The sequence below is a fragment of the Chitinophaga sp. SVR4-12A genome (assembly GCF_056754765.1).
In genome coordinates, this window is the sequence record NZ_JBPGWP010000002.1 from 825,063 (window position 1) to 843,038 (window position 17,976).

At 48.7% G+C, this 17,976-nt stretch carries 16 protein-coding genes; 6 read left to right on the forward strand and 10 right to left on the reverse strand.

Annotation, left to right across the window (positions count from 1 at the left end; genetic code table 11):
- The first annotated feature begins 46 nt into the window (after positions 1 to 46).
- Genes ACR9Y8_RS29705 through ACR9Y8_RS29720 form a run of 4 tightly spaced genes read left to right on the forward strand, consistent with a single transcriptional unit; the run spans position 47 to position 4,756 of the window.
- Positions 47 to 937, forward strand: a complete 891-nt coding sequence (locus ACR9Y8_RS29705; RefSeq protein ID WP_481216933.1) for a helix-turn-helix transcriptional regulator — start codon at positions 47 to 49, stop codon at positions 935 to 937.
- 11 nt (positions 938 to 948) lie between these two features.
- A complete protein-coding gene (locus ACR9Y8_RS29710) occupies positions 949 to 2,490 on the forward strand; it encodes a gluconokinase (protein ID WP_481216934.1) in 1,542 nt (513 codons plus the stop codon).
- A gap of 18 nt (positions 2,491 to 2,508) precedes the next feature.
- Entirely contained in the window at positions 2,509 to 3,456 is a 948-nt protein-coding gene (locus tag ACR9Y8_RS29715; RefSeq protein WP_481216935.1) for an RraA family protein, read from the forward strand.
- Positions 3,457 to 3,475: 19 nt separating this feature from the next.
- On the forward strand, positions 3,476 to 4,756 hold the full coding sequence (locus ACR9Y8_RS29720) for a mandelate racemase/muconate lactonizing enzyme family protein (RefSeq protein ID WP_481216936.1): 1,281 nt from the start codon (positions 3,476 to 3,478) through the stop codon (positions 4,754 to 4,756).
- 32 nt (positions 4,757 to 4,788) lie between these two features.
- Here the strand turns inward: ACR9Y8_RS29720 and ACR9Y8_RS29725 are convergent, their stop codons facing one another.
- Together ACR9Y8_RS29725 and ACR9Y8_RS29730 are read right to left on the reverse strand one after the other, a co-directional pair.
- Positions 4,789 to 5,235 carry a cold-shock protein gene (locus ACR9Y8_RS29725; protein WP_481216937.1) on the reverse strand — a complete coding sequence of 149 codons (447 nt, stop codon included), beginning with the start codon at positions 5,233 to 5,235 and terminating at the stop codon, positions 4,789 to 4,791.
- A gap of 111 nt (positions 5,236 to 5,346) precedes the next feature.
- Positions 5,347 to 5,592, reverse strand: coding sequence for an RNA recognition motif domain-containing protein (locus ACR9Y8_RS29730; protein ID WP_481216938.1), 246 nt, complete (start codon positions 5,590 to 5,592; stop codon positions 5,347 to 5,349).
- Between the two features lie 159 nt (positions 5,593 to 5,751).
- On the opposite strand from ACR9Y8_RS29730, the gene ACR9Y8_RS29735 reads away from it, so the two are divergent.
- Positions 5,752 to 6,330, forward strand: coding sequence for a hypothetical protein (locus ACR9Y8_RS29735; RefSeq protein WP_481216939.1), 579 nt, complete (start codon positions 5,752 to 5,754; stop codon positions 6,328 to 6,330).
- Positions 6,331 to 6,384: 54 nt separating this feature from the next.
- Here the strand turns inward: ACR9Y8_RS29735 and ACR9Y8_RS29740 are convergent, their stop codons facing one another.
- The 5 genes from ACR9Y8_RS29740 to ACR9Y8_RS29760 form a co-directional block, all read right to left on the reverse strand.
- Entirely contained in the window at positions 6,385 to 7,731 is a 1,347-nt protein-coding gene (locus tag ACR9Y8_RS29740; RefSeq protein ID WP_481216940.1) for a vanadium-dependent haloperoxidase, read from the reverse strand.
- Between the two features lie 290 nt (positions 7,732 to 8,021).
- Positions 8,022 to 8,420: a hypothetical protein gene (locus tag ACR9Y8_RS29745; RefSeq protein ID WP_481216941.1), complete on the reverse strand. Its 399-nt coding sequence runs from the start codon at positions 8,418 to 8,420 to the stop codon at positions 8,022 to 8,024.
- Positions 8,421 to 8,464: 44 nt separating this feature from the next.
- The gene (locus tag ACR9Y8_RS29750; RefSeq protein WP_481216942.1) at positions 8,465 to 8,989 is read right to left on the reverse strand and encodes a hypothetical protein; all 525 of its coding nucleotides are present in this window, start codon (positions 8,987 to 8,989) and stop codon (positions 8,465 to 8,467) included.
- Positions 8,990 to 9,145: 156 nt separating this feature from the next.
- Positions 9,146 to 10,222 (reverse strand): fatty acid desaturase, encoded by a 1,077-nt coding sequence (locus tag ACR9Y8_RS29755; protein ID WP_481216943.1) that lies wholly within the window; start codon positions 10,220 to 10,222, stop codon positions 9,146 to 9,148.
- A 325-nt stretch (positions 10,223 to 10,547) separates the two neighbouring features.
- A complete protein-coding gene (locus ACR9Y8_RS29760; protein ID WP_481216944.1) occupies positions 10,548 to 11,963 on the reverse strand; it encodes a T9SS type A sorting domain-containing protein in 1,416 nt (471 codons plus the stop codon).
- A gap of 226 nt (positions 11,964 to 12,189) precedes the next feature.
- Here ACR9Y8_RS29760 and ACR9Y8_RS29765 point away from each other — a divergent pair, with 226 nt between their 5' ends.
- Positions 12,190 to 14,601 (forward strand): Ig-like domain-containing protein, encoded by a 2,412-nt coding sequence (locus ACR9Y8_RS29765; RefSeq protein ID WP_481216945.1) that lies wholly within the window; start codon positions 12,190 to 12,192, stop codon positions 14,599 to 14,601.
- Here the strand turns inward: ACR9Y8_RS29765 and ACR9Y8_RS29770 are convergent.
- From ACR9Y8_RS29770 to ACR9Y8_RS29780, 3 genes are read right to left on the reverse strand one after another with little or no spacing between them, the layout of a single operon-like run.
- The gene (locus ACR9Y8_RS29770) at positions 14,541 to 15,725 is read right to left on the reverse strand and encodes an SGNH/GDSL hydrolase family protein (protein WP_481216946.1); all 1,185 of its coding nucleotides are present in this window, start codon (positions 15,723 to 15,725) and stop codon (positions 14,541 to 14,543) included. The genes ACR9Y8_RS29765 and ACR9Y8_RS29770 overlap by 61 nt on opposite strands.
- Before the next feature lie 32 nt (positions 15,726 to 15,757).
- On the reverse strand, positions 15,758 to 16,660 hold the full coding sequence (locus ACR9Y8_RS29775) for a phosphodiester glycosidase family protein (protein ID WP_481216947.1): 903 nt from the start codon (positions 16,658 to 16,660) through the stop codon (positions 15,758 to 15,760).
- Between the two features lie 15 nt (positions 16,661 to 16,675).
- Positions 16,676 to 17,959 carry a RagB/SusD family nutrient uptake outer membrane protein gene (locus tag ACR9Y8_RS29780; RefSeq protein ID WP_481216948.1) on the reverse strand — a complete coding sequence of 428 codons (1,284 nt, stop codon included), beginning with the start codon at positions 17,957 to 17,959 and terminating at the stop codon, positions 16,676 to 16,678.
- Positions 17,960 to 17,976 lie beyond the last annotated feature (17 nt).

The window sequence follows — 17,976 nt, forward strand, 5'->3', positions numbered from 1 at the left end:
GCGCTCCCGGAAAGGAGCCCTTTGTTAAAAGCATAGATAAACCCATATGAACCAATTTGTGCTCCAACACGGCAAATCAGCAGAACTGCGGCTCTTTCCGCACGTGCTGGAATTGGGCATGAAGAAGAATGGCGCTATGCTGCTCAATACATTTCTTACAACCGTCACCGCATGCATCAGGATCTACTACATCATTGAAGGAAAGTTTGAATGGCGCATCAATCATCAACCCTATTTCTTTTATCCAGGAGATGTGGCCCTCATATTGCCCGGCGTTCCATTCGGCAGCGATAACGGTACGCTGGAGATCGGTTCCTTTACCTGGATCCACCTCGATATGCAGAAGCTGGACAACGGTTATATCATACCCGGCAAATGGAGCGGTCTATCAGATAGCGAAGGCGCTACTATCGGCAAGATGTTATCGTTAACCAGCTCACCGGTGCTGTCCAGGTTCAGCGAAGCGGGTAAGATCCTCAAATGTATCCACAGCGAATTGCTCGGCCATGAGATCGGTTACCAGACACGCGTCAACCACCAGGTAGATGAGCTGCTCATCAAAATGATCCGGCACATGACGCAGCAGGTAGGGCAATCCGGCCGGGATTTTCCTCAAACCTTTATGCGCCTGGAAGCATTGCTGCGCCAGGACCTCTCGCACCAGTGGACCGTGGAAGAAATGGCCGCGCTCGTGGGAATGGGCACTACGCTGTTCACAGAAAAGGTAAAAAGCTATTCGGGCTTTTCGCCTATCAATTACCTGATCAATATTCGTATTTCAGAAGCAATTAAATTATTGAAACGGCCAGACATCAGTGTAACAGACATCGCACTGGATACCGGGTTCTATTCATCGCAGCATTTTGCTACTACCTTTAAAAAGCTCACCGGTTATCGGCCGAGTGAATTCAGAAAAAATCATTTGCGTAATGAATAATGACTATAAACATGAAATGCATCGTCACCATTGAGTTAGGAACAAACGGGGTAAGGATCTTTGCCTTCGATCTCGAAGGCCGTGTGATCGGCTCGATGAAAGGCTATTATCCCTCATTTCACACGGAGCCGGACCGCACCGAGCAAGACCCCGAGCAGATATTCATTACGACCTTATACGTGATGAAGAACCTGCTCAATGAACATATACATCCTAAAAAATATAAAGTGGTCAGCGTGTGCTTCAGCGCCGCCATGCATAGTGTGCTGGCCGTAGATAAGAACGGCAACCCCCTGGGCAATGCCATTACCTGGTCAGACAACCGGGCCAAAAAAGAAGCGCAGGAACTGCGAAGCTCCGCGCCGGGCAGAAGCCTGTATGCCGCCACCGGTACGCCTATTCATCCCATGTCGCCCATGCTGAAAATTGCCTGGATGCGGAACCATGATAAAGAGCGCTTCCGGCAAACCAGTAAATTCCTGTCTATTAAAAGCTACATCGTTCAGCAGCTGACAGGCGAGTACCTGATGGATTACAGCATCGCCTCCGCCACCGGCCTGCTCAACATTCATACCTTTAACTGGGAAGCCGATGCCCTGCAGTATGCCGGTATTACAGCCGCCCAGCTCCCTGGCCTCGCACCCATATTTGCCAGCGCGGGTAAGTTGAAAAAAGCCTATCAGCAATCTTTAGGACTACGGGCAGATACGAAAATACTCATTGGTTCAAGCGACGGCTGCCTCGCTACTTTAGGCGACGGCGTGAAGGGCGAAGGCAAAGCGACCATCACCATTGAAGACAGCGGCGCCGTGCGGGTAATGGGCCCCGCTGTATTGAAAGATGAACAAATGCGCTTCTTCAATTACATACTGACAGAGGAATGCTATGTATCCGGCGGCCCTACCAACAACGGCGGAAATATTTTTGAATGGTTCACCCGGCAGTTCGGCGATTTCACAAACCCATTCGACGTAGAACAGAGCATGCAGCAGCTGATAGAAGAAGCATCACAGGTACCGGTGGGCTCAGATGGGCTCCTCTTCCTGCCTTACCTGCTGGGCGAACGCGCGCCGCTCTGGAATGCCAATGCCCGGGGCGCCTATTTTGGGCTGAACATCAAACACGAACGCAAACATTTTGTGCGCGCTGCCATAGAAGGCATCTTATACGAAATATACAGCATCGGTAAAACGCTCAGCGAACAGCGCAACATCAAAAGCCTTTCCGTAAATGGCAGCTTTGGCACCATCCCTTTCTGTACCCAGCTGATCGCCGATATGTTCAATAAGCCCGTACGCCTGCGGCGTAAATTTCATAGCGTAAGCTTTGGCGCCTGGCTACTAAGCGCTACCGAAATGGGTATTTACGAAACACTGGACCAGGCCGCCAGAACCGTTGAGCTGCCCGATGTGTATAAACCGGACAAACAGCACCACGCCATATATGCGGATTATTTCGGCGTATTTGAAAAGCTGAGCACTAAACTGTCCGATGAATTTGAAACGATCAGCAACCTGCAGCATAAGCACACCGTAACAAAAGCATTTTCTTAACCCATTCAATATATGCAGATGCAAAGAGTTAAATATTGGCTACTGACAGTATTGTTGTTTTTAACATACTATTCCGTACACAGCCAGCAGATCAGCCGCGAACAGCTCATCGCGCTGACGCCTGAATGGAAAGGCGAGCGCTTTGCCGACGGTCGCCCCAAGGTGCCCGACAGCATCCTGAACCGCATGAAAGCCGTTACACTGGAAGAAGCATGGGCCGTGCTACGCAATGAGCATTACAAACACCAGTTTGATGGCGATTGGAAAACCATTAACCCTGATAGTGTGCTGGTAGGCCGTGCAGTCACGGCTATCTTTATGCCTGGCCGGCCGGACATCCACCGGGTGATCGACCGCTTTGGCGTACGCGATAAAAGAGTAAAATCGCAAAACTCCTGGCCCATCGATCTCCTGGTGCAGCGTGATGTGTATGTGGTAGATCAGTTCGATGCCTATGAAGATGGGCCTACCATTGGCGACAACCTCGGTAATTCCATTTATGCCAAAACAGGTAACGGCATTGTGTACGACGGCGCTATTCGCGATATTGCAGGATTAAAGGAGATCGGATCTTTTACCTCTTTTTTCCGCAGCTATCATCCTTCACATCACCTCAATAATCCCGAAGGTGAATTGAACACCACGTTAATTGGTATCAATCAGCCTACCCGCATCGGCAAGGCGACCGTCCTGCCCGGCGATGTGGTGCTGGGGCGTGATGGTGGCGTGATCTTTATTCCTCCGCAACTGGCAGAGAAAGTGGTCAGGACCTCCGAGATCGTGCGCCTGCGTGATATGTTCGGCCATCAGCGCCTGCGTGAAGGGAAATATACTCCCGGCCAGATCGACTCCCGCTGGAGCGATGAGATAGAAAGGGATTTCTCTAAATGGCTCAATGAGCATATCAACGAACTGCCTGTATCCAAAAGCCAGATACAGGAATTATTGAAAGAAAGAACATGGTAAACCCAAAACAACCCATACAATGACAAACCACTCCTCTCGCAGATCATTCATCTCCAAGGCTGCTGTAATGGCTGCCATGACGCCAATGGCCGCTTTCTCCGCCTTCGGACAGCAATATGAACAGGCGATAGACCACAGGCCCAAAGCATCTGCTCCTTCTGACCTGAAGATCACCGATGTGAAATGCGGTTATATCAAAGGCAGCCTTTTCGTTAAAATATATACTAATCAGAATATCCATGGATGCGGCGAAGGTGTGGACGCCATTCCCGGCACCTATTACCTGGTGAAGAATTTTGGGGAACGTATCAAAGGGAAAAGTCCGCTGAATGTACATCGCCTGTTTGAAGATATCCGGAAATCAGGCTTCTTCCAGGGAGCGCAATCCGGTATGTACGTGGCCGTATTGTCGGCCATAGAAGCGGCCCTCTGGGACCTGGCAGGCAAAGCCCTGGGATTGCCCGTATACCAGCTGCTGGGCGGCAAGTTCCGCGATAAGATCCGCGTGTACTGCGATACTGCTTTGTATCAGCGCAATCTACCTACGCCCGCAGATTTTGCGGAAGCAGCGAAAAAGGCCAAAAGCATGGGCTTTAACGCGATCAAATTTGACCTGGACCAGGCCAATGACCCTAATAAATACGACCGCTATAACTGGACGGCCAGTCCGGCTGAGCTGCAACGTATGTACGACCAGCTGGCTGCCGCACGCGAAGCAGTTGGCCCCACGGTCGACATCTGTGCAGATATGCACGGCCGTTATGACGCCGTAACGGCACAGGCCATTGCGAAAAGAGTGGAGCCGCTGAACCTGATGTGGCTGGAAGAACCCATACCGGCCGAAAACCCAGAAGCCTATAAATTGATCACGGAATCAACCAGCACCCCCATCTGCGCCGGTGAGAACCATTACCTGGCCTATGGTTTCCGCAGACTGTTGGAGATGGGAGCTGTTGATATCATTATGCCCGACCTGCAAAAATGCGGTGGGCTGGGAGAGGGGCAACGCATCGCCAATCTCGCTAACCTGTACTACGTGCCTTTTGCGCCGCATATGGTGGCTTCCTTCCTGGGCGCAATGGCCTGCGCGCACGTTTGTGCATCCGTGCCCAATTTCATGATCATGGAATGGCAATCTTATTTTCATACAGATCCCATGTTCAAAGAGATCGTTACCTATGAAGGCGATTGGGTAAAAGACAGCTTTATCACGGTCTCCGACAAGCCAGGCATAGGCGTGGAGATCAATGAGGCCGGCATGAAAAAATATGCCATACCGGGTATGCCTTTCTTTGAGTAGAAAGGCATGCCCGCCATAATTTCAGGTGTTATCTAAACTTTTCGGTTTACATCCACCGCATTGTATCCCCGTGGGGTCCTTTCCAGTGAAAAGGTGACCTTATCACCTTCTTTTACGGGTTGCGATAGCTGATTAATGTGAAAGAATACTCTTTCTTTTGATTTATCATCTGTTATGAACCCAAAACCCTTCGAAGTGTTGAAATAAGAGACGGATCCGCTGTTGAGGGTTGGTTCCGATACGTCTCCGGGCCTCGGTTTTGCATCAATCCTGATGTCTTCTAAAGCGATATCATGTCTGTTTTCCGCTTTGGGAGGCACAGCGCTGAGATTTCCATTTTCATCTACGTAAGCGAGCATTTCCTCCAGGCCCTTGCCTTTATTATTATTGGTTTTCCGCTCTTGCTTACGCTCTGCTTTTTCTTGTTTTGCTTTTGCTTTTCTGTTTTTCTGTTCTTTTTTTGAAAAAGAATCACCCATAGTGTAATATTTCAGTTTATACGGCAATATTGCCACCCGCAACCTTTGCGGGGATTTAATTCATTTTAGATATCCGGCCCACCGGTATCGCTGCGAGGGGAACCAGTGCTTTTACTCCCTGAACCCTGCTTCGTTAACCACCAGGTACTGGTAGTCCAGTCTGCTTCTGTTAAGTGTTTTTATAGCACGCTCAGCATGGCTTGTTTCCGGCATTTCCACAAACGCAAAACCTTTTGAACGTCCGGTATAGGCGTCAAACATTATTTTAATAGAACTTATCCTGCCGAAACGCGAAAAAAGACCAGATAACTGTTGCCCGGTTGTCTGGCTGCTTAAATTGCCAACAAAGATGTTCATGAGTTAAAATTTTAGAATGTGAGAAATATGGCAGCTGGAAAAGCGAAGACTGAGATCAGAAGAAGCTGTGGCAGGAGCCGATATTTATTAAAGATAGGCCTTTAAAACGAATAAAGATCGAACTATCTTTGTTTTCTTTGCAAAACAGCGTTGAAACATATGGAACATATTCTGGATTTGATACGGGCAGGACATATTGAACAAGCCATCCGCGAGACAGAAACCAGGCTCAGCCAGCTACCGCAGACAGATTTTCACCAGGTCATCGGTAAAGACCTGCTTCACCTGGAACCTTCCCTGCGGAAAATGCTCAGCAACTTTTATGAAGTGACAACGGAAGAAGAAGAGGTAAACATCAAGGCGATCTACGTGGAAATGAACAGCTTCACCACCCAGTACGAACGCTGGTTCCTTCATTTGCTGGCTTACGATTCGCCACACAGCCGGGAAAATCTCGACTGGCTGGCAGATTTCAGCGCAGAATCCGAGAAAAGCATCACTATCACCGGGTACGAAGCGCTGCAGGAGGCCAACCAACGCTATATGCAATCAGAAGGGTACCGCAACGATGATCTGCGGCAGGCTTGTGAACTGCATGAGCAGCTGGTAATATTACGTATGCAGGAACTGGTAATGCATGCGGTCACCGCAGAGAAAGGGAAAGCCGCCTGGGCATCGGTTCCTGTATTTGCTTCGGCACACGATTATGAGGACTTAATGCTTGTAATGAATCCCTGATATATAATCAGGTACGATATAAGGCCGCTTCCCCTGCAGGAAGCGGCCTTTTGCTTATTTATAATCGCCTTTGTAAGTAGAAAAATCAATATCAGCTATTTTATCGCCTAGTGCTTTGCCTATTACCAGACTGGCGTTCTGTGTGAACCGGTAATGCAATCCCCCGTAGATCCTGGAAACGGCCGCTTCTTCTACATATTTGGAAAGAGAAGGATAGTGCCGGGGCGCTACCCCTTTCCAATCATTGGCGTTGTCTGTTATAGGAATGTCACCAAACACTCTTATCAACACCTGTATAACAGGCCCATATATTCCAACAAGCCCGGAAGTATACTCCGGGTAAGGAGGATTAGTGAGATAAGATTGCCAGTTTGGATCGATGTGTTGCTGAATGTAGCTAACCGGCCGGATCAGGTTATACTTATATTTTGACCTAAATGTAATAATAGGACCGTCCTTTTGTGCTATACCTGTTTTAGCATACACTTCAGCGGCCTTTCCCAGTTTTGCATGTTGCTTTTCCAGTATGTCTGTTATAACAGAAAGCAGGTGATAGGGCGCCGGAACGCCTACTCCTGGGCCACCGGAATCATTAAACCAATCCGCCATTGTTTTTTGCTCAGTGGTCAGATTTTTCCCTACATCATATACTTCTTTTGCCGCCTGGTAGAAATCCGATTTTGGATCTGCCGAATAAGGTACAGGCAGCGCAGGCGCAACAGCTGTTAAGCTATACTCGAGGAAAGGCCTGGAGTCCTTTAGAAAAGGCCCTACCGGGTTGGCAAAAGCGGGAGGAGTGCGCACCCAGGCTCCCGGGAAAACAGGCGGCACATATCCTTGGTCAGAAAGGTTGAAATTATCACTGGTAGACCAGTTGTAGATGGCGTTAGCAATGGCACGGCCAAAGGATTCTGAGCGGGAAAGAACATCCTCAGCAGCAGATAGCCTGAACCGCTTGCGATTAGCGTTTTCCAGTGAATCAATACTGGCTTTATCAGCATCGGTCAGGCCGGTTAAAAACTGTTTAAACATGCTAGCCAAGGCTGCATTGGCGGCCGCGCCCCATAAATAATGTTGGTGAGCCGCCGTTTCGGGCATATCGGGCATTTGATAGAGTTTGGAGGACAGGCTTACAGACCCTTTAATGCCCGGACGAACCGTTTCATACAGGCCCACTCCTATGTAACCAAAGTTCCGGTTGTTCAGGATGATAACTGGTTGCGGGTTTAAAGGCCGTTGAATCTTCGCTATAAATTTATACCAGTCGTACACTACATCTGCACTTTCTTCGCTTGCCCTTGGCGGCCAGTGATCGTTTTTCTTACAACCATACAGCAAGCCGAAAATGATCACAATGATCAACGGCTTTAAGTTGTAATTATTCCTTATTGGCAATTGCATAACGAATAATTTAATAGTGAGAAAATCGGATACCGAAGACGAAGAGACCTGATCGTCAAAAAGGAGAGTTAAGCCGGTAGAATAGGTCCTGCCGGAATACAATAAGCCCAATTAAGTAATACCTGATTACAAGTATGATGAATGTATTGAAGCCCTTAGCTGGTTCCCTGGTATTTGCTTTCGGAGATTCGAATAAAGCCGTTTCTTGATGTAGACGCCACTATTTGGGGTAGTTCGCGCCCCAAAGTAAATAACTTTTTATAAATAAAAAAAATATTTCGCCCTGATGATCAGCTAATGCTTTCAATACTATTGCTCCGCGTATTAAATATCTCCATCCCGTGAAGTATCTTCTTCCTGTCCTCACCGGAGAGATATGTCAAATTCCCTTTATCATCACGGCTCTCGCGGAATCTGGATAACACATATCCTTCTTCAGCCGACAGCGCCTTTAACCCGCCGATGTGATCGTTTCTTACAAAATAAGCGTTGTTACCATTACTGTTACACCCAATGAATTGATATCCCTTTTCTGCTGCCAGGTCTGTTAAAGAAGTGATAGATGCGCCGAAATACAGGTTACTATAGTGTGCTGCAGTGCGGTTGAATGATGCATTGTAAGGCGTTGTCCAGGGCATTTCTTTGCCAAATACACTGTTATACTCCATGATAACGATCACCGGATCCACGCAATTGATCGCTTTCCAGGTCCAATAATCGTTTCCATCTATGTCTATATGAAGGAGCCCGATCTCCCCGAAAAACCATTCGCCCTGATCGTATCATTGATATTTTCAGCGGTCACAAATGAATGCACAGCTGTCAGATCGTATTTCCAGTAAATATCCTGTTGTTTGATAGCCGCAATGTTCGCTGCAGAACCATCTAGTATCAGGCCTTTCCAGTTATTATTCATTAGCAGGAACCGGGTGTTGGATTCATTATAATCTTCAACACCAAATTCAATAAAAACCTTGTTGGGAATGTTTAAATAATCTACCAGGAACTGGATAATACCATCATCTTTCCATTGAGAGAAAACTTTGTATTCAGCCAGCTTAATATCCTGCAGGATCTGCTCTCTGTTGGTGAAATTAATTAGGTTTAAGGCTTTGGCTTGCAGGAAAAGCTGAACGATGGCAGGGCTGTCTGAAGGTTTAACTCTTTGATTAATAGCCGCTAATTCCTGGTTAAGTGCATCTAGTTTTTGGTTGATAGTAGCTACGGCTGATTTAAATCTTCTCTTTCTAATGAACATGTATCAGTAATTTTAACATGGAACTGGTACCCGCGGGATACGCGCATGTATATAAAAATACCAAATATAGCTATAAGAAAGTAGAATAAAAGCGGCGGCATGGGATCTCCATGCCGCCGCGCTATAATGATGTTCTTATTGTATGATCAATGACGATCAGGAAATGACCGGTTTTACCTGTGCAGCTTTTATCCTTTTCTTCTCTTCCAGGTACGGCTTATGGTAATCTTCCATAAACTGTTTCTTTGCATCACGACAGGCGCTGATGCCACCAATTAACTTCAACGTCCTGATATAGTACCACGCAAAGTCGATCTGGCCCGTTAAAAAACCGGATCGCGCGCTTGCAGGATAAAGGTGATGATTATTATGCCATTCGCCGGCTACCAGGCCGGGCCACCACTGGTTGATAGACTTGTCCTTTGTATTAAAATCCAGTCCGGCTACCTGCTTATCTTCTCCTTTGGCATGGCCTTCGTAGTTGAAGGTTCTTACGCCAAGGCCCCATATAAATGCACCGGTCAGCAACGCAGCCGTCAGGTAAAGGCCTCCGATAGCATAAAATACAGTCAGCCAGAATATCCAGTTGGCAAAAGTGGCCACCACAGTCCTTAAAGGATGCGCAATAGAGCCCCATTTAAGATATTGCTGGTAGCTGTTGGGCTTTATACCAGTATGGTGGAGCATCGCTGCGGCTTTGGCATAATCCTTTTCTGTCAGGTTCTCAGCGATGGGTTGATGGTTCGCATCAGCCAAAAAGCAGTACAGGAAGCCTGCTTCTGCGTTATATGGATCGCCGGGTTGATCAGAAAGGGAATGGTGCACATGATGCGATACAATGTACAATTCTTCCGGTACCAGCTTTATTACCAGGTTAGCAGTAAAGAAACGCCAGAATTTATTGCTGAAGCGATAAGCCTGGTGGGTGCCATAGCGATGGTACCAGATGGTGCCATGCGTGCCCATAAGGATCATTCCGTAAACGAATCCCATCAGCAGGTACCACACATTAAAATCCTGCACTTCCATCACAATAAACAGGATGGCAAAGGGCGCCAGGCCTAAGGTGCAGCCCCACGAGAAAAAAGGCAGCCAGTTTTTACGGGACGCCGTAATGTTGATCCTGCGAAGAAACTCGGAAAATAACTGTGTCGCTGTAGGTTTGCTCAGTTGCCCTTCCTGGTTTTTCCAACCGTAGGAGGGAACTTTAAGCACATGCTCAATAAATGCCATATTGTGTCCAATAAATTTAAACTGTCAAGCAGCTGTAGGTTTAAAAAATTGCATTCCCGGAATGGCGATAGAGGAATACGTGATCATAACGATTTAAGAGAAAGCTAAGAGATAAGAAGAATTTGCTACCTAAAGTAAAAATTATTGTTCTGATACTACATGCTCAATCAAAAAATCATCAACAAGATAAGCTATTAGTACTGCATTATTATGTTAAAATTTTCTTAATGGGGTCAAACTGACAATAAAGAGGGAAGAAAGGACAAATCAAAAGAGAAAGGGCGGCCGTATCTGGTATGAGATATAGCCGCCCCTACGTTTTAGTTTATTGTATGATTATTTTTTTCCGGAGCTGTTCGTTCCCGTTAGTGATCACTAGTATATACGTACCGGGGACGAGCTTGGCAGTAGACAGGCTTTCTACTGCAGCGTCTGCACGCTGATGAAGCACTACCCGCTTGTTCATATCCACCAGTGAGATCCAAAAGGAACTATTGGCCTTGTAACCATCTATCTTCACCATCATTGTACCACCTGCGACCACGGGGTTCGGATAAGCCCGTAATCCATCCGCGGGCGCTTTAGTCATTGTAGCAGCTGCAGGGGCCAGGGCGCTGATCACAACAGAAGATGTTCTGTCATTCCAGGATGCATTTAAGAGTGGATTATCTGCAGTCAGCGTAATGCTGTTACCAGAAAAATTATCATCCTGGTAAAGCGTCACTGTAAACCCGGGCGTTACTCTAATCGCTGTGATATCGTCATTCCGCGCGCCATAGGCCTTTAGCTGTGTCAGCGTATAACTTCCTGCAGGTAACGTTACCCCATATCCGCCATAATTAATATCCTGGAAAAGGCTGGCTGCCGTTACACCAGGCGTAGTATAAGTGAACGGAAAATCCTGCTGCGCCTTCACAAACTGTGCTTCATATTCGCTGGTCCATCCAAAGGCGATAGTAGCCTGCGCTTTAAGGTTCACACCTGCTGCACCGCTCCAGAAATGCACAAACTCTCCCATGTTCATACCGGGATAATCTGTGCCGGATCTTCTGAAATATAAAGCCTGCTGTACGAAATACCGGTTCAATACTGCCGCTCCGCCATACTGGCTGTAGATGGGGTAGAACCAGTTCTTAAACCAGGCGGTATTGGCCCGCGGAAAATTATCCGTTTTGCCCATAAACTCGTTATAGGCATTCGTAGCACGGCTTTCCAGTCCCAGGCCTTTATAAACATCGTAAATATAGATCTCGCACCATTTACTGTCACCCCAGATCCCGAATGCAGGAGAGCCATGCATATTCTTACTGGCGAGCTCCACAAGATGGCCTACCTCGTGTGTAAGGAGATTGTAATCACCTTGTGTAGCGCCGGTCCAGGGGCCCGCACCTGCATCTATCACATTACGCAGGTCATGGCTGGCGTCAAAATAAGTAGACGGATGCCCGCCGCTGTACTTATTGGTGTGTAAAATGGCATACATGTGCGGATCGGTGCCAAAGCTGCCATACACTTTCTTCGTATAACGCCATACCGACGATAAATACTGCCGCGGCCAGGTAACGGTCGTATTGACATCACTGTCAAAATAAAGCGCCAGGTCATTGTCTTCATAGACTTTGGTCAGCAATTGGTTATGCTCAAACCAATGTTCCTGCCAGGTAGCAGGTGGCGTTTGCGATTTGGCGCTTAATGGGCACAGCGCCAGGAATAACAGGGCTTTTAGTAACTGTTTTTTCATATATAGGATTGATTGTGAGGGAATACATATGATATGGTTGTAGTAAGTACAGGAGTACAGGTAGAAAGAAGTCGTACAAGTACTTATTAAGTACCATCGCAGCTGTTAAATTATCACCTTATACCAGGGAGATAACACGAAAAGATCTACGTAAAACTACTATTATAAGGAACGGTCATCTTGTACGCTTCCACTTATATTTATCCTATTTCCCAATAAAATCTATATGCAACCTATCTTTACTTCCACTCATCTCACCCCGGCAGCGGCCTGGCTTAGCTTTTTATTATTGTGTATTTGTTCAGTGACTCCCGCAAGATCACAAACCCTTCCCTGTGATGCGGCGCGTGTTGAGACCCATACAGGCAGCAGCGCCTGCACCGGCTGCGATGTCAGCAATCCTGCTTATGCGGTAGATGATAATATGATCTCCGCTTCCTCGCTTGTCCTGCAGCCCCTTGGTTCTGGCGCTTATATTCAGCAAACCTTGCATTTCAGCGGCGCCAGCAGTACAGGGGACAGTATATACCTGTACCTTTCTTTTCCGGGCGCTATTACGGACGTGAATGTGCTGAAGAACATCCAGCTGGCCACCTACAACGGCACTACCTATAACAATGACAGGGCGGCAGTGGCCACACCGGCATTCCGCATAGACTTTCTCACTGCGGAACAGGTGCTGTTAAAATGGGCGCCCTCCAAAACCTTCGACCGGGTAGAGGTGCGCCTGGCCAACAGCCAGTCCACACCTTTACTGAGGGTGAATATTCATTACGCCAATCGCGGGAACGCAGCTCCTGTATTACCCAGCAGCACCGTGACGATCTGCTCGGGTTCTGCTACCGTGATACAACCCGGCAGTGCACCTGGTACCAGTCTGCAATGGTATACGGAGCCGAGCGGCGGATGCCCTTTCCAGACAGGCCCGCAATACACCACGCCTGTGCTCACGGATACGGTTACTTATTATATCGCAACAGCTAAAGGCGCCTGCCTTACGCAACGTACTCCCGTAACAATAAACGTGCAGCCAGGCATCAGGCAGCAATGGAACAAAAGATATGGCGGTACTAAAGCAGATGAAATAAAGGTAATGCTGCCCATCAGCAAGGGCCGCTACTTTCTGGCAGGTACTACCGAGTCCCAGGATGGCACAGTCACCAATCCGCAGGGCGGTGGAAGGGCCTGGGTAACAAAGGTGGGCGCACTGGGCGGCATATTATGGAACAGGACTTTCACCAACAATCCATACGGAACCTTTAATTATGAATCGGAGCTCGCCACCATGATACCCATCGATAGCAGCACATTTCTGCTGGCGGGCATGTTACATATCAAGGGCGACTATAGCTACCAGGCATGGGTAGCGAAGATCGACTCCAACGGTAATAAGCTGTGGGATAGCGCCCATTACATTAATAATAACACCACTTTAGATTATAACAATATTAAGGTGACCTGCGTAGTACGGGCCAGCGATGGCGGATTCCTGCTCGGGGGCTATGCTAATAAAAGATTGACTTCTCCTTACGATGCAGATGCCTGGATTATGAAAATTGATGCAAACGGGCACCAGCTATGGCAAAAAATGATAGGTGGCGAGGGCTTTGATTACCTGACCTGTATGCTGCCCGCAGGCGATGGAGGATTTTTCCTTGGCGGCTCCAGTGGGTCCAATGACGGCACTATTGGTGACGGCAACAACGGGTCGGATGATTTCTGGCTCAGGAGAATAACGGCCAATGGAGACAGGGTATGGGATAAAACCTACGGTGGCAGCGGATCAGAAAAGATGCAATGTATATTGCGCACCAGCGATGGAGGCTTCCTGCTGGGAGGCACGGTGAACGGCCCGGCTGGCGGAGATGTTACCAAAGGATCGCAGGGCCCGGATTTGTGGCTGGTGAGAACGGATGCCAGCGGTAACAAATTATGGGATAATACGCTTGGTGCTTTCTCGAACGAGAATTTGCATACCATGCTGGCTGTTAATGATGGTTTTCTGCTGGGCGGTGTTACAGATTCACGCGGTGGCAGTGGAGATATTACAGACGCAGGTAGCGGAGAGCGTGATTTCCTGGTATTGAAAGTAGACACACAGGGGAAAAGAATGTGGGACAAGACCCTCGGCGGCAGCCAGTGGGATGAGTTGTATACTTTGGTGCCTGCAGCGGATGGAGGCCTGTATGCCGGCGGCCTGACCTATTCTGCAGGCGGGGATGGAGATGTCACAGAGCCGAATAAAGGCGTCAAGGATGCCTGGCTGATCAAGCTACTGGGGAACAATTGTTCTGAGCTGGGATCTCCGGCAACGGCCCGGATAGATAACCCGCAAACATTTGCTGCTACGGTTCCTTCCCTGGATAACAAAACGAACGAACAGCAAACGGTGCTGAAAGCTTTTCCTAATCCCTTCACACAACAGCTGCAGTTACGGTATACGGTTCGTAAAACCGGGCGCGTAAGTTTGCAGCTGTATGATATGCAAGGCAAACAGATCGCCAACCTGAAAGATGCAGCAATGCAGGCAGGCGTGTATAATGAAACAGTAGATGGAAGTAATTTTCCCAGCGGAAGCTATATCTGCAGGCTCCTCCTCGACGGAGCAATGTACTCGGAGACGGTCATTAAGTTATAGATAGAGCTGATGTAAAGCAAAGCAGCCGTCACCCTTTTAGTGTGACGGCTGCTTTTTAAAGCCTGTCTGATCACCGGCATCAGCGTAGTGGCAATACGGTCAAAACCCAGGTCGCTGAGGTGAATACCGTCAACGGTCGCTTCATGATCATTACCGATCAATGCTTCAGACCGGATGTAGTAAATATTTTTGTACCCTTCTTTCAACAGCCTTTCATACGTTTTCCGGATCTCGCGGTTCTGTGCGGCCACCCTTTGTCCAAGCTCCTGATCCCAATATCCATTCTCCCGGAAGATCGTTTCTACCAGGATGATAGGAACCGCCGGCTGATGTTCCCGCAGGTATTTTATAAAGGGATAAGATCTTTCCCTGATCTGATCCGGTGAGGGATTGGGAATGCAGTCCAATACATAGCAATCCGCCGGTACAGTAGCCAGGTAAGTGGCCACCGCGGCTTCCATTTTTGCATTACCGCTGAAACCCAGGTTGATCACATTATAGCCTGTTTTGCGCTGCAGCTGCGCCGGGTAAGCCATGCCAGGCCTGCTGGCCGATGCGCCCTGCACCACACTTGAACCATATATAACGATACGTTTATCCTTGCTGATAGTGGTCTGCGATGGCGGCCGGAGGAGCGCACGCTCCGCTACTCCGATCTGCAATTCATCCACACTATTATACAGCGGCAGGTAAAGCATAAACTGCTTCATGCTGCTGTCCATATGTTGTATGATCACCTGGTTCTGCTCAGTACCTTTTGCGGGCCTCGCAACACTCACAAATTGCCATTTGCCATTTTGTAAACAATAGAGGTCCAGGCCGCTGTGGCCAATAGGTGTCATATTGGGCATGTACACTTCTTCCGATAACTTCCACCGGGCGCGGATCACATCCGAATTGGTTTCAAACAGGATCGCAATGCCGGCGCTGCGTTTGGCAAGGCCCTGCACCACCGCAGGCATTTCATGGGTCTCACTACTGTCAATGCGCCGGTAGGGTAGCTGCGTGATTTTGGCTTTGCCCCTCATCATGAGCGTAGCGGCGTCTACGTAGCGCAGGCTGTCCTGTGAAAGAACAGGTTTCACAAAGGACAGTGCTGCACTTAGAAATAACAAGACTTTCATTTTTTTACATTCTGGTCAGCTAATATAGGGATTTAAGGTTTGGAAAGGATCATCCAGGCATTGCCTACAGCCCTGTTGCTGCCATCAGATGGCCGGTTGCGCACCTGCCATACTTCCGCCTGCGGATGCTTGATCATGAAGGTGGAAGAGCCGCCTCCGTCCACGTTAATGGCGATACTGGCGCCGCAGGCTTTCAGCATGCGTCCCAGGTCTGTAATAGTGATGCCGTTGGAGTAATAAAAGCTGCGGCCGTCCACTACGATGAAATACAATTTGCCGTCTTTGTTGAGTCCCACACCTGTACGGGGCTCAATGCTAAGATCCGTTTGGGTGAGTAGCACATTGTCTTTTACCAGCATGGGGCCACCGCCCAGGGCGTCCTCAAAATCATCTTTCATAGTGGCAAAGTCTTTACGGTCACCGATAAAGACCTCACCGTTCTTCCGTACTCCCATAAAAGTGGCGCTGCGGGCGTTTGCCCAGGTGGTTTTAAGTATTTTGCCGTTGCGGATCAGTATCCCGCGCGGCTCACCCGTAGAAGTGTTGAAGAAGTCTGCATTGATGCCTGCCAATACGCGGCCTTCGGCAGGCTCCAGGTATCGCGCCATGTCAGGCACGGTTTGCATAGCATAACCGTCAACGTTATAAGGCATTGCCGCTTCCACTTTCAGCTGCGGATGATGGAGGTCTATTTCCAGGATGAAGATATGCATGGAATAGCCGGCCCGGCTGAGATAGTGTACATCTGTTTCCCGGATGCCTTCACTCACCTGGAAAATGGTATCAGAAAACACCTGCGCCACCAGGTCGGTACTGTCAGCGATCCTTTGTGTGAGCGGGCTTTTTATCGTTACAGGAGACACCTGTGCCTGTGAATCCTTTTCGCAGCTGCTCGCTGCCAGGAACAACAATGCCAGTGCGGGAATCAGTTTCATGTTCTTTTTCATGGTTTAATAGTCATCGTTTTGTTCAAGAAGATTGTTCAGCGCCAGTTCATTCATCGGAATAGGATACTTCACTTCCCTTGCCGCAAGGCCCAGTTCCGCGGTTTTACCCGTGCGTACCAGGTCGTACCAGCGATAGCCTTCTCCCAGGAACTCTTTTCTTCTTTCCAGCAATACGGCATCCAGGTAGGCGGCTTCGCCGGCAGGATTGACGGCCGCCAGTCCTCTTTTGGCCCGCAGCTCATTGAGACGATGTAAGCCTGCCAGGCCCTGTGCCTCTGCGCTCACCAGGTACATTTCAGCCAGGCGGATCACTACCAGCGGGTCAGTGCCCGACTGCCCGCTGGGATATTTATTGATCACACGCAGGCCTTCATAAGTATCTATGGAAATGGCCTTGCGTTTATCCGTTTCAGAGAACAGCTCCATTACTTCCTGTGTGGGGCGGTATACATAACTGCCCTTTACCGGGTGGGCGTATGTGTAGAACAGGGTGCTGACACGCACGGAAGACTCAATGGTGAGGTTCTTGAAAGAAAAGATCTCTTCTGTATTGGCGGTTGCCCGGAAGATCTTCTCAAAATCGTCCAGCTGGAATAAGCCGCTGCCGATCACTTCCTCCGCGAGCGCAGCCGCTTCCGCTTTTTTGTGCTGTGCCAGCTTTACGCGGGCCATCAGCGCTTTGGCGGCTACAGAAGATACCAGGTAATATTGTCCTGCCGCATAGGCGGGAGCCTTGTCAATGGCCAATTGTAATTCCTGTTCAATAAAGGCCCATACTTCCTGTTCTGTGTTCCGTTTCACTTTTTCGGTGTTGTTCTTTTCCAGCACCGGTACGCCGCCCCAGCGGGTCACGAGGTTGTAGTAGAGATAAGCGCGGAAGAAATGAGCAGTGCCGGAGATCTCCCTGTTACGTTGCGTGTCCGGCAGGCCTTCTGCGGATTGCAGGAGGTTGTTCACCTGGTAAAGAGCGGAATAATAACCGTTCCAGGCAGCAGACATCAGGCCGTTCTCGGGCCGCAGTATGTTGGTGATGAAAGTGTTCAATCCACCGTCACTGGTAGCGCCTGCGTTAATGAGATTACCGCCTGTCAGGTCAAAAGAAATATAAGACTCTGCACCGGGCGCATTCTGCACACGATTATAGATCCCCACCAGGAAGGATTCTACGTCGGCCTCCGTCAGGGTATTGGTAGCCACGGCAGAGTGTGAGTCTACATCCAGCATTTTACTGCAGGAAGCAAGTGCACAGAAGCTGGCTAACAGTACCGGTAATACGATCCGTTTCATAACAATATGTTGCATCG